We start from the raw sequence: 15386 nt of genomic DNA on the forward strand, positions 1-15386 counted from the left end.
TGCCCATTCCCTTCGTTGACGTTCATGCAGTGAGACTCTTTATATCCCGGAAAGCGGACTGCTTCGGCTCGCCACCTGAGAGCGCATGGAGCATGCCATGAGTTGGCAAATCCTGGCGCAGGGGCTGGTTGTGTTGAGCTGTCTGGGGATCGGATCCCGGATGGGCGGAGTCGCCGTGGGACTCTGGGGCGGCATCGGCGTCCTGCTGCTCTCCACCTTCTTTCATCTGACGCCGGGTGGCTTTCCCATCGCGGCGATCACGATCATTTTCTCCGTCGTCACGGCTGCCGGTGCGATGCAAGCTGCCGGTGGGATCGACTATCTAGTCGGCATCGCACATCGCATTCTTAGGTCTCGGCCGAACGCGATCACGTACCTGGCTCCCTACGTGTCATGGATCTTTACGATCGGTGCCGGCACGGGGAATGTCTATTATTCGCTACTGCCGGTGATTGAAGAGACCTCTTACAGCAACAAGGTGCGGCCGGAACGACCTCTCGCACTCGCGCCGGAAGCCTCCCAAATGGGGATTACCAGCAGCCCGGTCTCCGCGGCCATGGCCGTGCTGCTGGGTATGCTGTCCCCGCTGGGATTTGAACTCGGCCATGTCCTCGTGATCGTGCTTCCGTCGACGGTCGTCAGCATCGCGGTGGCAGCGTTGATTCAAAACCGAGTGGGAAAGGAACTGGACCACGATCCGCTCTTTCTCAGTCGCTTGGAAGCCGGGGAGATTCAAAAACCGGACTATACACCGCCCGAGCTGGCGCACATCACGAAGCGAGCCAAATGGAGTGTGGCAGTGTTCTTGAGTGGCATCCTTCTGGTCGTCATGCTCGGGTTTGTTGATTCGCTGCGGCCCCAGGTCTTGATGCCGGATGGCTTGACCCAGCCGATGGCAATGACGCAGTTGATCGCCATTGTGATGATGGTGGCCGGAGTCGTGATCATCGTGATCGGCAAGGTTCATCCCGGCGAGATTCCCAGGAGCGACGTGTTTCAGTCCGGGATGGTGTCTGCTCTGGCGTTGATGGGGATTGCCTGGATGGCGAATACGTTTATCGGCGCGCACAAGGAGTTGTTGTCGTCCGTGATGCTGGGGCAAATAGAACAGCATGTCTGGATGCTGCCGGTCGCCTACTATGCGACGGCCGCGTTGACGACCAGCCAGTCCACCGCCACGCTGATCATTACGCCGGTGGCGCTGGCCATGGGAATCGCACCGGAGTTCATCGTCGCTTCATGGCTGGCGGTGATCGGTATCCACTTCTTTCCCGCCAACGGTAGCCAGATGTTCGGCGACAATTGGTTCTCCGCTTTAGCGACAACTAGTATTCCCGATTACGAATCCGATTTTTATTGAGAGGCCTTTGCTGACCGTCCAGCTGACTTCGTTTTCTTGGCTGTTTCCACGCGATAGCTTGGCACGTTCAACTCGATGATCACGCTGTGGTGAACCAAGCGATCGATCGCCGCCGCCGTCGTCATCGCATCTTTGAAGATCTGGTCCCACTTGCTGAACGCCAAGTTGCTCGTCAACAGAACACTCCCTCTCTCGTAACGTTCCGCCAGCAGCGTGAACAGCACCTCCATCTCTTCTCGATTCTGCTGCACGTAACCCAGGTCGTCGATCATCAGGCCCTCGAAACGAGACAGTTGCTTGATGTACTTCTGCAGGCGAAGATCCCGCTTTGCGATCAGCAACTGTTGCACCAGCAAGCTGCACGTTGTCAGAAGCATGCTCCGGCCTTGCTGGACGAGTTGATTCGCCAAGGCACAAAGCGCGTGACTCTTCCCCGCACCGGGCTGACCGAAAATCAGTACGTTCTCCCGACGATCCAAGAACGATCCCTCCCGAAGACTCTCCAGTTGTCGTGTCACTGACAATGGCAAGCGATCGAAGTTGAACGTCTCCCATGTCTTGCCCAGCGGAAGACGTGAGTTGGTCATTAGACGCTTGATCCGACTCTCGTTGCGGGCCTGGCATTCCAGTTCCGCCAGTTCCGATAAGTATTGAACATGGCTGAGATCCTCCGCGGCTGCTCGGTCGGCCGTCGCTTGAAACTGGTCGCGAAACATCGGCAGACGCAAGCTGCGAAACTGCTCCTTCAGCCGCTCCTCGGTCCGTTCGTTGCTCGTCCTCGTGGGCGGGGTCTTGGGAGGCTGCCGTATCGACGATTCGGTCTTTTTCGATTGGGGCTTTCGTGTGGTTGATTGATTCATCGTTTGGACTCTCCTTGTCAAACGTGTCAAATAATTCGTCATAGTCTTTCAAGTTCGGTGCTTTGACATCGATGTCGGTCACCGGCTTGATCTCGATCGCTTCACTCACCATCAGCCGAACCTGATCGACATCGATGGATTGTCCCGATTGGATTTGAAGACGCAGTGCATTCTGCACCGCATCTTGGCTTTCTCGAGCCGCTAATTGCAGGATCTCAAGATACTTCCTCACCGCCACCTTCTCGCTGTGAGCGTCGCATAGCATGTCATAGGCGATTCGGAAGTGACTCGTCGGGAACATGTCCTGACGGTATTTGTAGTTTTCGAATGCTCCCGGTTTGCGAACCAATGAATCGATCACGTGCCGGTAGTTGATGGCCGATCCGCCGACGCCAGTAAGTCGTGGCATCCGTTGCACGTGGATGCCGTGATGCGTCACATCGATCCACTCGGCACCGATCCGCACATCGACTTTTTGACCGATCAATCGGCTAGGAACCGAATAGATGTTTTTCTTGACATTAATCGTGCTGCTACTGCCGACGATGATGCCTTGTTGGTTGTCATCGGTATCAAGCTTACTATCGGGAAGTGGTCGCAAATGCGAGCGTTCAATTTCAAATCGATTTAAGCGCGCATCATTAGCGCGAACGATCAGGGATCGAACGAAATGCATGTAGTCTTCACGACTGGCGAAGTCGCGACTACCGCGAAGTAGCAATGCTTGGTCGACTCGATTCTTGAGATGACCGTTGGATGACTCAACGTCGCCGTTTTCGTTCGCACAGCGAACGTTGATTCGCTCTGACTTGGTGCCATAGTGATCCATCAACGCTCCATAGCGAGCAGTGAGTTCTTTCTTTGAAGAGTGATTGTTGATCGCAGCGCTAAGGCTATCAGTGCGGTGACGCTCGGGCACTCCGCCGAATTCCCAAAACGCATTTTGAATCCCCTCGCTGAGCGCTTCGAAAGATTCGGAGAAACACAGAGAGACCGACTCGACGTTGGAATACGTCAGGACACAATGAAAGAGCATGTGTTCAAACGAAACGCCCGCGATGGTCACGTTCAGTGTGTTCATGACGGTGAAGTCACTCGCAGCAACCCGAGCCGGATGATGGACCTGCGGGAAGATCACTGCTTTGTCTGGACCTTCTGTACTGCGCCACAATCGGACTCGACGTTCGAAGGTTCGTCGAGTGGAGTCTGGGTAGACGCCTGGATAGCGGTCTTGCAGCCACTGGAAAAGGGTCTTGGCCTGCAGTCGCGGTTCGGCCTCAAGCCTGATCTGCACCTCGTTCCAGACATCGGCGAATGGATCGATGCGAGTCCGGTAATCTCGCGGCTTCTTCCGCTGAGAGGGGAGCCGATTGTCGTTTCGATAATGTCTTGCCGTTTTCTCATCCATCTCAGTCATCCTTGACGATGCGGCCAGTGACTTGCCAGATGCTAGCAAACGCCGCAGTTCTTTAACCTTTCCGTCGCATTGCCTCAACAATTCGGATACCGAACGATGGTGGTTGCCTCAACAGAAAGATACCCAAATCGTAGGTGGCGCCATGGAAATGCAAGCAAAAGCTGCACTGATTGACTCGATTCGTTCGCGATACTACGGCGCACGGAAACGAGACAAGTCGCGGATACTCGATGAATTTGTTGCGATTACCGGACACCAACGTAAGTACGCGCTGCGAATTCTCGCTGAACGCCAAAACACCACCCCAGAGCGTTGTGAAGTCGTGGGCCGCAAAATATACGACTGCGCGGTCAAGGAGGTGCTTGTAACGCTCTGGGAATCTTCCGATCGCCTATGCGGCAAACGCCTCAAAGCGATTCTTCCCGAGTTGCTGAAGTCGATGGAGTCGCACGGTCACATGAATCTTGATGATTCTCTCAAGACGCGGGTGTTGTCGGCAAGTGCTTCAACCATAGACCGACTGCTTCGTCCTATACGTGAGGAAGCGACTGGAAAGAAACGCGTTCGCCCAAAGAAAAAGGTCCGCGCTGCAGTTGCCGTCAAGACCTTTTCCGAATGGGATGATGTCGCCCCTGGGAGTCTCGAAGTAGATTTTGTTGCTCACTGCGGAGGGAATCTATCCGGCCCATTCATACACAGTTTGGTTGCTACAGACGTTGCGTCTGGATGGACGGAATGCATCCCGATTCTGATTCGCGAGCAGTCTCTCGTCGTCGAATCTTTGGAATTGCTGCGGAACAGATTTCCGTTTCCAGTCCTGGGAATAAACACTGACAATGACAGTTCGTTCATCAACGAATCAGTCATCAAATTCTGCGATTCCCAAAGTATCACATTTACTCGATCACGGCCCTATCGAAAAAACGATCAGGCATGGATCGAGCAGAAGAACGGTTCTATCGTTCGCAAACACCTCGGCTATCAGCGATTCTCGGGACCGATCGCATGCCAAACCATCGCACATCTTTTCGATAGTGTTCGTTGGTACGTGAACATGTTTCAGCCATCCTTCAAGCTCTTAAGCAAGACTCGTGACGGCGCCAGGGTAAGCAAGAAGTTTCACTCACCTCAAACGCCATGTGAACGGCTACTTAGTGACTCGCGAGTATCATCCGAATCGAAAGAGTATTTGCGACGCAACCGTCTTGAACAGGACCCGCTAGAACTACTACACGCAATCCGACAATCGCAAGCTGCGCTGGATTCGCTGTCGACGGAGGATTCGCTCTCCCAGGAGCAGCAGATTGATCTCGAAGAATTTCTTTCACAGTTACCGGAGCTATGGAAGAAAGGCGAGGCCCGACCAACTCATCAGCCGAAGCCGATGCGAACGCGAGATTATCGAACGCGTCCAGACCCCTTTGAAGGAGACTGGACGACGATTCTTGGATGGCTTGAAAAATCCCCAGACGCAACTGCGTCGTCGTTACTCGAAAGGCTCATCGAACGATCGCCCGACAAATACAACGGCGGTCAACTACGAACGCTTCAACGTCGCGTGAGTCAGTGGCGGAATATCATGGCAAGGAAATTAGTGACGGGCACCACGGCGACCTAAGTGTCTTGCTCGCCTATGAAAAATGTAACCGCTGGCATAGGGCGGCTTCGCTACGCTCAGCAGCCCTATGCCAGCATTCTTTCTAGTCCTTCCATTTGGGTATCCTTCTCGGCTGAGGCAACACGGCCGGGAAAACCAATCGCCGCTAGACACCAGATCGCCACGATACAGTTCGACCGCTCCGGAACGACTCGGATCGGCGGTTTCGTGTTGAACCATTCGTTCCTGCTGCCCAACGTCGTTGTCGCGATTGTCAGCGTGATCGTAGCATTTCTCATCGCCTCTACCTGTTTCTAAACCTCTCCTTGTCCGGTCGTGCGAGCGTCGAAGGCGTCGCGGGGAGGCGTCTGAAGGCTGGACACCAACGGTTTGGATCCATCGCGTGACTGCCGGGGTGCCTGTCGGAGATTCGCAAACGGCTTTGGCCGAACAGATTGCTTATTCTAGTCTTGCGTTGAGTTGGATGTTGTTGTTTGCAAGCAGCGTTCCGCTGAGGTAAGCCACATAGTTAGTGGCTTTGCGGTATTCTGCTTTCGCGCGGAAGTATGCAACCTGAGAATCCGTGCGCCGCTCAAGACTTTGTAGCACCGTATTGACGGGGCTGCGCCCGGCTTGAAATTCCGTGAATCGGACGGCAACTTCGGTCTCCGACGCCTGAGCTTGTTGCTCGTACGTTTGAACCAGCTGATGCTGTTTGGTCGAATTCGCCAGCGCCTCGCTCAACTGCGACAGCACGAGACGCTCCTCAACCGCAGTATTAACCTCTTGCGAAATTCGCTTCTTTGCCCAGGCCAGTGCGGCTTTTTGAAGTTCATTGCGCGCGTTCTGATCACGACGTTCCGGGCTTGCCTTCAGCATCATGTTGACACTCTCGTTCAGATCGAATTGGACTTGTGCGTCGGAAGGTTCGTCGGTCGGATGAATGAGACGGCCGTCCACGGAGGCAAGGCCCAATAGAGCGCGCAGCTTACTTTCTCTTCCATAAACACCCAATCGATCGTCGCCCGGCAGGGTCGAGCCGTTCAGCGAAGAAGTCAGCCTTCGTTGGGCATTCCAGTATTGTCCAACGGCTTGCGACAGCTCTTGGATCGTTCCCGTACCTGCGTCCAGATTCAGTTTTGTGAACTCCGCTGTCTTCTGAATGTCGTCACGTGCAATCGATTGCGCTCTTGCGACGCGGTACGCAACGTGCAAGTCCCAGTAAGCCACTTCAACGTCCCGGACAAGGTTGTGAATCTTTATCTCGAAGTGATCGAGGCTCTCGTCGTTTTCCAGCGGGGCCACGATGATCGGGCGTCGGTTGACCTGCGATGGTCCCAGCCCCGGCAACTGCTGTCCTTGGACCGTCGGATGGACTGCCGCGATTCGCTCCGTATTCGTGGAAGCATGACGCGAGATTCGCTCATATTCCGCAAGCAGGGCTGCCGCACTTCCCACGCGTTCCGCTCGCTGAACGGCTTCGCCCGATTGAGACGGCGGAGCGTCGGCAATCACTTCGGCAGACTCTTGGACGCTGCTGATTGCCGAGTCTTCGCTGGAGGTGGTGGTTTTTGCCGAATGACTCACTGCGATTGCGACACATTCAGAGAGAGTCAAATCCCAAGATTCGAATTGGGTCTGTTCGCCGGTCGGTGCCGGTTCGATTGCGGCAGTGGAATCGACCTCATGGACTCTCTCCAGTTCCTTTTTTGGGGCCTGGGAAGTCTGCGTTTCATGATGTGCGACTTCTGATTGATCTGAATGGGTCTCTCCGCTCGTCGATTGGGCCATCTGTGGGCTGAAGGTATCCTCCCTTTGAGCAAGATGTTCATTTGGCACGAGGATCATCGTGATCAATGCCATCGTGCTGACGAGCACCATGCACGACGCCAAGCTCAATAAGGGGCGAGTCGGGTCAAGTGCCTTCCGGGAGGAGAGTCGACGAATCCGTCGCAGCAAATCTCCCTCGTTGGCAGCAAGGGATAGCGAAAACTGCAACCCACGATTCTGTTCAAGCGTCATCAATGCCCTCCCGAGCATCAGCTTTGCTTGACGGTCCGGCGCGGCCATGTCATCACAGCAATGTTCACGTGTGACCCGAACTTGTCGTGACACCCACCAAACCGCCGGGTGGTAGAAGAAAGCGGTTTCGATCAAGACCTGAAACGCGTTGAACCAACAGTCATGGCGTTTTACGTGAGCGAGTTCGTGAGCGAGCAGTGCATCGATTTCATGCGGAGGCATGCTTGTCACCAACGAAATTGGTACGACGATGACTGGGCGAAACCATCCGAGCGCCATGGGGCCGATGTTCTCGGAAACGACCCTCAATTGGACGGTTTCTCGAATGCCGAACCGCAAGGCGGTACGCCGAAAACTCGTGGTAAGCAACTCTGGCGCGTCCAGGCATGGCTTTCGCATCATACGCAGTTGTCCCCAATAACCCGCAATCGGACGGGCCGAAAAGAGGAGCACTCCGATGATCCACATGATGGGAAGGGACGGGAGCAATGCTCCCATCCAGAGGTTGATTCCTCTTGCGATGGATGAGTCATCGCTTGGAAAGTTTGCCGCGTATGAAACAGTCCACCAGGTAAAAACGGGGCACAACGCCATCACGATCATGCCGAAACTCGCCAACCGATACTGGCCACCGACGGAGTCCTTCAAGGTGCGATTGAGAGTCCCAACGCCAATCGCCACAAGCAGAAATTGCCACAAACTGTGCAGTAAAATCTCACCCGTCTGAGACATCCACGTCAATTGCATGCCGTTAGCCATCATCTCGATTCTCCATCTCTTCGAGTATTTCGCGGATTCGTTCGATGTCTTCGTCACTCGCCTTGCTGGACGAGAGTGCTTGCATAACGAGTGACGAGACCGATCCGTTGTAAACCTTCTTTGCCAGATCTCTCAGCAGGCTCTTGCCGGTTCGTTCTCGCGTCCAAACGGCGCGGTAGATATGCGGTCGTTTGCTTTCGTCTCGTTTGACGAGACCTTTACCGAGCATCACCGAAAGCATTTTCACCGTTGTCGAATAATTGGTCCCCTTCACGCGGTGCAGGCACTCATGGATTGGCCCCACACCACATGGGCCATACTCCCACAGTGCACGAAGAATCTGTAGCTCCACGTCGGTCGGTGTGGAATTGGCAGGGCGGGGCATCGAAACTCCTTTGGCGTCACATGGTCAGCGAAGGTATTCGCTATTCAAGGCGAATTCCTTCGCTGTGTCAAGTGAACTGGGCAGGCAACCTATGGCAAACGTACGATCAAAGTGCAGAAGGATGGCTACGATCATCCGGCGACAATCCGCAGCCCACCATCCGAGACGAGCGCGCCGGTGTCGGACAAATGCTGTGGTCGGTCGCGAGCGAATGGCGTTCACCCGTCAAACCAGTACGGCAACGCAGACGCACGCTACTGCTGGCGAACCCGTAGCTGGGTAGCATCGGCTACAGTTGGTGGGTGGCACCCAACGCTGATCAATTGGGTTCCTTTTCGTCTTTAAAAGGTATTGTTCTTCTACTCCCGTCTGCATAGAGCGCCCATCGCACATTCTGAAATTGGTGAATAGACGGAATTGGTCCATCGGATTTCCCCATCGGATCTATGCCAGTTGAAGGCATTCGTGATGTCCGGATAAGTACGTCGGAGGGGCGGACCGACTTGCGTTCCGAAATTCTTCGGATGGTATCCGGACTTGCGATGAGAGCTTGGCTTCCTTCCCTGTATGATTGAAATTCCAAAATCTTCAAAAAAGGAGGCTCCTTTTCTGTTCGTTCCTCCCCTATTTCGAACGTTGGAATAAGCAAATTGGGATGGTCGATTTTTGGGGCTCCTCTCAACTGCCCGACAAGTGCACCCCGGTCGATCTCCCCAACGGTTCGCTCAAAACGACTCATTTCGTACGACAATAATCCCATAAGTCTAAATGTCTTAAGCTTCGTATGCCATTCCGAGAATATCGCCTCTCGTGGAGTCTCAAAGGTGCCAAGGAACTGTTGGTAAGGTGCGTCCGAGAATGCGGCGTGCGGACGAGTAGCCAATAGCATTGCAAGGCAAGTCAATGCCGAAACTATTGTGCGATGAAGTATTTGGTGCTCTGTGTGCTGCGTCATTTGGCTAGCAATCAAATTTGAACTTGGCGTTCGCCACTGCGCGAAGTTGGGACAAACAGAACGTGGCGTTAGCAATGGATAATACACTTAACTCAATGGGGGCTCTGTCCGACAGGCTTCTAGTCCGTAGAGAATAGACTAGTAGGGATTCCAGGCGGAAACGTCTCGATCGGGAGCTGGCTTTTTTGTGGCCTTGGCTATGGCCCGGCATAACCTGGCTTCGTTCAGGGGCCGAAGGCGTCGCGGGGAGGCGTCTGAAGGCTGGACACCAACGATATGGAGCCATTGCATGCCTGTCGGTGATTCGCAAAGGGCCTCGGCCGAACAGGCAAGCTGTCGGTTGAGGGTTGACTGAGCATCTCGTTCCCGGCTTACCTCGCTTGGGATCGGACGCGGTCCTGCGGTCTCTTTAATCGACCGGCGCTTGCATCTGTGCGATTCAACCCCCGTCCCGTGTTTTCTTCCCGCCGCCATCATTCTGCCCCGAATCATTCTGCCATGTCGTCTGGCCCTTGCCGGTGCATTTTCTGCATCCTGCCGTTCCACCTTCCGATCAGAGACATCGTAGCGCGATTGTTGTTATGGAAACGCTAAAGTCGCTTAGGCGTTGAATTGGAAGTAGCCGTTGGTGTGCAGGATCTCGCTCAGGCGGAAGCCGGGGGAAATGCCGACGCCATTGACGTAGGTTCCCGTCGAATAAACCGTCGGCGCTTCGGTCTCATAGACCGTTCCCGAAATCTCGATGCGATCGATCGCGACATTGGAATCAATTCCGTTGGCCGGATCGTAACGGTCGTTGATGAAGCTGATCCGAACGTCCGCCGGATCCACGGTCGTATCGGTGACCCAGCGCAACTCGGTGAAGTTTCGATCGAGCAGGTCTCCTGCTTCGCCGCCGAAGTTCGAGAGGTCAAAGATCGCGACCTGTTGGCCGGCGACCTGCAAGGTCACGATCTCGTCGCCCAGTGATCCCGCTGCGTAAATTTTCACCAGCGTGGAGACGTTCTGCGCGTTGTTGGGCAGCCCCGGCGTGCCGTTGATTTGGTTGCTGGGCGACCAGTTCGCCGCGACGCTGTTGTCCAGTGCCGGGTCGATCAACGCCAGCGTGAACCCGTTGCCGTCGGGTTCGGTCGGCCATGGCGCGACATCGTCGTATTCGACGGAGTCGATCAGGTTTCCGGCGGCGTCGGAAAGCGTGATCAATTCGCCACCGCCACTGAGTCCGCCGGAGTATTGTCCGCTGACAAAAAGATCGCCGGGATAGAGCGAACGGAAACTCGAGAAGTCATCGGTAAAGATGACGTATTCTCCGGGAAGGATCACGGTACCGTAGGCGATTTGCAAGCCGACACCATCGATCGTCCAGCCCGACAAATCGACGGACTCGGTGGCGGAGTTGTTATAGAGTTCGATGAACTCGGGGTCGCCGTCCAACGGGTTGTAATGCAATTCGTTGATCACGATGTCGTTACTTCCGCTGGCCGAACCCGGCATCCGGATTTCGTTTGCAAAATCGGCACGACGGGTCTCGATCGCGGCTTCAAATTGGTTGGCCCAGTAGGGGTTGGCATAGATGTCGTTGCGATTCCATTTGGCAAATTCAAGTGCCGAGTTGGTGGCGCCGATCCCATCGACCAATTGATCGAACCGCGTGAGCAGTCGGTCGTCACTGAGGTAGGTGTCGACCAGGGTTTGCATGCGACGCCAATACATGTCCTGGAACTCGGGGATTTCGAAGATGGAATCGAGCAATTCATGTTCGATCGGTTCGGGCGTGGTAAACGGGCCGAGACCGTCAGGGGTCCACGTGCGGTCGACGTCCCATTCGACGATCGACCACAGGCCCGTCTCCTGATCCAACAGCATGTAGAAGTTTTGGCTGCTTTGGTCATCGTGGCGCATGAGCGTCGAAATCGCCATGTGGTTGATGACGTTCGGGACATCGACGTTGTCGTACAGATACGCGGTTTTGGCTGGCGATGGCGGCGCGGTCAGCACACTGTTGAGTTGGGCCAGCGAAGTCAGGTCGCCATCGTCAGGTGATTTTTTGTCGAATTTCGGGGAGGAACCGAAGCCGCCTTGTTCGGCCTTGAAAAATTCGTCCGCGTCGCTGATTCCGTTGCCCGTTCGCCATGCCCCGTCGTACAGCTCTTGGAACCGGAACACGCCGTGGAAATCGCCGTTCATTTCCGCTCGGACAAAGAAGGAGCTGGTGAAGGACTCGGTTTCGGCGTTGAAGACATCCCAAGAGATATCGGGGGTCACCACCGACCAGTCGCCGAAGTCGGCGTTGATGCCGAATTCATCGATCGGATAACTGCCTTCGGCGCCGATGTCGATCGTGTGTCCCTTGGGCAATTCAAACTTCAAGCTCTTCTTGGGGAAAAACTCACGTGAATAATCGCCGCCGCGAACGCGGACCGTTGCATTGTCGATCACTTCGCCGTTGTAGTAGACGACTGCGCCGATGGTCGTGTTGGTCAGCGCAAGTTCGGTGGTCGTCAGCTCGGTGAATTCCGACTCGTCCACGAAAAACTGAAACAGCGGCAACGTGTTGCCCGTGATGTCGGTCGGCGAGACGACGATCCCAAAGTAGTTGATGGTGTCATTGAAGGGCGCGACGGCTACATCGGATTCGATTCGATATCGAATCAACGTGCCTGCTTCGGCGCCAGGAATCGTCGCGTCCCAGGTGTTGCCGCCGGTGTTGGTCATCGCCAGGGATTGCTCGGCGCCGAACATGACTTTGTAGACCAGCGTCGCTTCGGTCGCGTCTGCGATCGTGGCGTTGATCGAGAAATCTTGGTTGGGCAGGACGATGCCGGGTGAGACGACGATGTCGGTGATCGGATCCACTGCGGGTTCGCCGAAGATCGAGTTTTCCGCAGCCGGCGTCGGGGCGCCGATGGAGACGCCCCAGTTTTCCGCGACTGAATTGTCCAACGCCCAATCACGCAATTCCAGTGACGGACCGTTACCGTCGGGCAGCGCGGACCAGGGCGATTCGTCCAAGTAACTGACTTCATCGATCACCGTGACTCCGTCGGCGCCCAACAGCTGGATCAATTCGCCGCCACCGGACAGGCCGCCGGAAGCGAATTCGGCGATCGGCGTCACGCCCCAGGTCGCTTCGGCGATCGCAATCGAAGGTGACACGATCGCATACGCGCCGGGACCCAGGGTCGTCCCGGAGCTGAACGTCAAATTAAAGCCGGTAAACGACAGACCGCCCAAGTCGACGGACTGGTCACCGGAGTTGTACAGTTCCAAGAACTCGGCGTCGGAATCAACCGCTCCGTCCGGCCCGGGGTTGTAATGAATCTCGTTGATCACCAACAGACTCGGATCGCCGCCTGGATCAACGGTCGACCCGGCGTATTGAAAATACCCGTTGGAGTGAAGCGTTTCGGAGAGGCGATAACCGGGCACAATGCCTTCGACCGGCTTCCACGTTCCCGTCGAGAACACTTCGGGGGCTTCGGTCTCGTAGGTCACGCCATCGATGATGATCTTGTCGACGCGGAGGTTGCGATCGATTCCGTTGGCGGGGTCATACAGATCATTGGTAAAGACGACGCGGACTTGATCGGCATCGATGCCGTCGACATCGACGGTATAAGATTGCAAGGACCTGTCGACGTTGTCGAAGGTCGCTACGGTGGTTTGGTCGATCTGGACCAGCATCTGTTCTTCGCCCCGTGCGCCGGCGGCCTGGATCGTGATCGGCAAGAATGCTTGGTAGCTTTGGCGGGTCGCCGAGTCGAACGCCAAGCCGGCTTCGATCGTGCCCACGTGCCGTTCCAGATCCCAGTCCGCATCGGCCGACGCGGATCCCGTCTTGTCTGTCGAGGCGGCAACATCCGCACCGGTCCATTCGGCGAGTTGTTGAACGAGATTCAGACCGCGCACCCCGGCGCCGGTCTCGCAGCCATAGATCAAAAGGTCGGCATGGGCGGTCAAGGCGCGGCTCCAGCTTCGAATCTCGGATTCATAATTCCGGATCATCTCCGAGTCGACGCGCTGGTTCCCCATCTGCAACGCTCCGGATTGACCGTGTGCGAGAAGATGAACGCTGTCGACGTTGCGGCGCGTTGCCAAGACTTCGGTGATTTGTTCCAGGCCACCGCGATCGGGTTGAAGCAAGACGAGTTCGTGATGTTTCGCCAGTCCACCCACCAGGTGATCGATCTGATCGACGGAGGAGTCGATGAAGACGATCTGGGAAGTCTGTTGGGAGGCAGCGTTGTGCGAGGCGGTCAGCTGTTGCGGTGTGACTTCGGCGGCAGCGGTTTCGCCGCCAGGATCGCTGAACGCAGCAGCGCAATCGGCGGCCAGCATCAGCCGCTGCTCCAGGGCAGAGAGGCTCCATTGTCCCTGATTGCGTGCACGTGAACGCCGTCGGTTTGATGCGTGCATGACTGCTTTTGGCTTGGAACGGAATAGAGATCGCATTGCTTTCTAAGCTCGTTGAAAGGTCGCTGGGTTCCGTCAATGCAAGGATCTTAAGTGGGTGCGTTCTCCAATTCCAGAAAAGACGACCGATTTTGACGGTTTGGTGGGATGTACGAAGGTGCACTGCGGCAGTGACGCGGGCGAGTCGGTTGGGGCTTGCAGACGGTCGGAACGCTCTGCCCCACTGACCGTGATCGTTGGCTGGTGAGCCTGGGAGCACGGCTCGGCGAACAAGGCTGATTGGATGGACCGAGAAGGAAGACAGGAAAATGGGTGGCAAGAAAATGTCACAGTCCAATGGCGATGCGTTTATGGTCACAACCGATCTCAACCTCGGCGGGATGCTGTTTGTTCCAACCAATTACGTGTCAGAGGCACCGCTTTCCTTTACCGGTCGAATCGATCTGTAGACTTTCAGTTCGATGGGGGTCACCAATGGTGATCAGCTCGTTTGGACGTGGGGTTCGGGGGCGAACGCCGACTCGGTGACATTGAACATTGGGACGACGGCGATCCCGGAGCCGGATCTGTCGATCTCGGTAAGGGTGTTTCTGATCGTGCTCGCGATGTTCCGCTGGCGGCGTACGGGATCGATAGTGGCCTTTGGATCGACGTCGTCGGTCACCCCCACTTCCCTTTGCATCAACGATAACGCCAGCAGATCCGCATCAGAAACCTCGGATTTCGAAATTGGAGCGTGGATAGTGGAGCGTGTGCGGATGACGAAGGGCGAAAAGAATGGGGGCAAAAAATTCGCCTGGATCACGTCGATTGCGCCGGTGGCTTAGTGCAGCGGTTAGCGAGTACTCAGTCTTTCTGTCGGCCCTCTTCTGTCGATCGCTTTCCCGCGATTCAGCCCCAATCATTCTGGTCCGATTTGCCGTTCCGCCTCTCCGCGGTCGCGTTGGCCTGACCGCGCAGGATTCCCAGATGGCGTTACTCCTGTTCAAGGTCGCCTTGTCCAGCTGGGAATGGACGCGTGCTAGCAAATCGATTTTCGCCAGGTTTTTCATTTGACACGCCAGCCGATAGTGGTAATTTACTCACCACCCCGCAGAGCGGACATAACCTCCCTAGCCGCTCTAACCGGAATCGTTTTGTATTTGCTGCTGTTTCGCATGAGGAGCTTCAAAGTGTCGTTCAGAAAAATTGTTTACATCGCGTTGTTGTCGGCTTTTACGGTTTCTCTTTGGAATCTTGCCTCCACAGCTTCCGCTGCACCACCGGCTGGCGTGCCGGAAATTGATCCATCTTCGGCTGCCTGCGCGTTGGCAGTCCTCAGCGGATGCGGCCTGATGGTCGCAGAACGTTTGGGTTTGCGTCGTAAGTAGTCGGCGGATGGATAAACAGTTGCGACCGTTCCGTGGGGGCAAGCTTCGATACGGAGTCGGGCGGCGCAAGTGAGGAGATTGGTTTCAATTGAAGGACACTGCCTGCTGTGGTAGCGGGGGCTCTGGTTTCCAGGGGGCTCGCCTGCATCCTCGGTGCAAACCAGGGTGCGTCGCGTTCCGTTGAACTGTCATTGGCCAGATGGCTTCCTCGCAATTCGATGAGACCTGTGGGAGTGTCGGCCATCGGT

General features: G+C 55.7%; 9 protein-coding genes and 1 pseudogene. 5 read left to right on the forward strand and 5 right to left on the reverse strand.

Going from position 1 to position 15386, the window contains the following annotated elements; translation table 11 throughout:
- Positions 1–97: 97 nt before the first annotated feature.
- The gene (locus Enr13x_RS19590; protein ID WP_197455206.1) at positions 98–1360 is read left to right on the forward strand and encodes an anaerobic C4-dicarboxylate transporter family protein; all 1263 of its coding nucleotides are present in this window, start codon (positions 98–100) and stop codon (positions 1358–1360) included.
- On the opposite strand, the gene istB is transcribed toward Enr13x_RS19590, so the two are convergent.
- Together istB and istA are read right to left on the reverse strand one after the other, a co-directional pair.
- A complete protein-coding gene (gene istB, locus Enr13x_RS39835; protein WP_390621100.1) occupies positions 1354–2262 on the reverse strand; it encodes an IS21-like element helper ATPase IstB in 909 nt (302 codons plus the stop codon). The two genes, Enr13x_RS19590 and istB, sit on opposite strands and share 7 nt — an antisense overlap.
- A 355-nt stretch (positions 2263–2617) precedes the next feature.
- A pseudogene (gene istA / locus Enr13x_RS39840) lies at positions 2618–3718 on the reverse strand (IS21 family transposase); the annotation flags it as partial.
- 22 nt (positions 3719–3740) lie between these two features.
- Here istA and Enr13x_RS19600 point away from each other — a divergent pair.
- The gene (locus Enr13x_RS19600; protein ID WP_197455208.1) at positions 3741–5255 is read left to right on the forward strand and encodes an integrase catalytic domain-containing protein; all 1515 of its coding nucleotides are present in this window, start codon (positions 3741–3743) and stop codon (positions 5253–5255) included.
- A gap of 438 nt (positions 5256–5693) precedes the next feature.
- Here the strand turns inward: Enr13x_RS19600 and Enr13x_RS19610 are convergent, their stop codons facing one another.
- From Enr13x_RS19610 to Enr13x_RS19620, 3 genes are all read right to left on the reverse strand, one after another.
- Positions 5694–7859, reverse strand: coding sequence for a M56 family metallopeptidase (locus Enr13x_RS19610; RefSeq protein WP_197455209.1), 2166 nt, complete (start codon positions 7857–7859; stop codon positions 5694–5696).
- Positions 7860–8007: 148 nt separating this feature from the next.
- Positions 8008–8400, reverse strand: coding sequence for a BlaI/MecI/CopY family transcriptional regulator (locus tag Enr13x_RS19615; protein ID WP_145388631.1), 393 nt, complete (start codon positions 8398–8400; stop codon positions 8008–8010).
- A 1555-nt stretch (positions 8401–9955) separates the two neighbouring features.
- Positions 9956–13771 (reverse strand): DUF4347 domain-containing protein, encoded by a 3816-nt coding sequence (locus Enr13x_RS19620; RefSeq protein WP_197455210.1) that lies wholly within the window; start codon positions 13769–13771, stop codon positions 9956–9958.
- Between the two features lie 320 nt (positions 13772–14091).
- Between Enr13x_RS19620 and Enr13x_RS39425 the strand changes: the two genes are divergently transcribed.
- The 3 genes from Enr13x_RS39425 (at position 14092) to Enr13x_RS19630 (ending at position 15138) form a co-directional block, all read left to right on the forward strand.
- The gene (locus tag Enr13x_RS39425; RefSeq protein WP_261344139.1) at positions 14092–14217 is read left to right on the forward strand and encodes a hypothetical protein; all 126 of its coding nucleotides are present in this window, start codon (positions 14092–14094) and stop codon (positions 14215–14217) included.
- A 12-nt stretch (positions 14218–14229) separates the two neighbouring features.
- On the forward strand, positions 14230–14595 hold the full coding sequence (locus tag Enr13x_RS39010) for a hypothetical protein (RefSeq protein WP_145388633.1): 366 nt from the start codon (positions 14230–14232) through the stop codon (positions 14593–14595).
- A 309-nt stretch (positions 14596–14904) separates the two neighbouring features.
- Entirely contained in the window at positions 14905–15138 is a 234-nt protein-coding gene (locus tag Enr13x_RS19630; protein WP_145388634.1) for a hypothetical protein, read from the forward strand.
- Positions 15139–15386 lie beyond the last annotated feature (248 nt).

It is taken from the genome of Stieleria neptunia, from assembly GCF_007754155.1.
Lineage (GTDB): Bacteria > Planctomycetota > Planctomycetia > Pirellulales > Pirellulaceae > Stieleria > Stieleria neptunia.

Bases quoted from the DNA above. Each gene is read 5' to 3' on its own strand.
- Enr13x_RS19590 (WP_197455206.1), top strand. From the start codon at position 98: ATGAGTTGGCAAATCCTGGCGCAGGGGCTGGTTGTGTTGAGCTGTCTG.
- Enr13x_RS19620 (WP_197455210.1), bottom strand. From the start codon at position 13,771: ATGCACGCATCAAACCGACGGCGTTCACGTGCACGCAATCAGGGACAA.
- istB (WP_390621100.1), bottom strand. From the start codon at position 2,262: ATGACGAATTATTTGACACGTTTGACAAGGAGAGTCCAAACGATGAAT.
- Enr13x_RS39425 (WP_261344139.1), top strand. From the start codon at position 14,092: ATGTCACAGTCCAATGGCGATGCGTTTATGGTCACAACCGATCTCAAC.
- Enr13x_RS19610 (WP_197455209.1), bottom strand. From the start codon at position 7,859: ATGATCGTGATGGCGTTGTGCCCCGTTTTTACCTGGTGGACTGTTTCA.
- Enr13x_RS39010 (WP_145388633.1), top strand. From the start codon at position 14,230: ATGGGGGTCACCAATGGTGATCAGCTCGTTTGGACGTGGGGTTCGGGG.
- Enr13x_RS19615 (WP_145388631.1), bottom strand. From the start codon at position 8,400: ATGCCCCGCCCTGCCAATTCCACACCGACCGACGTGGAGCTACAGATT.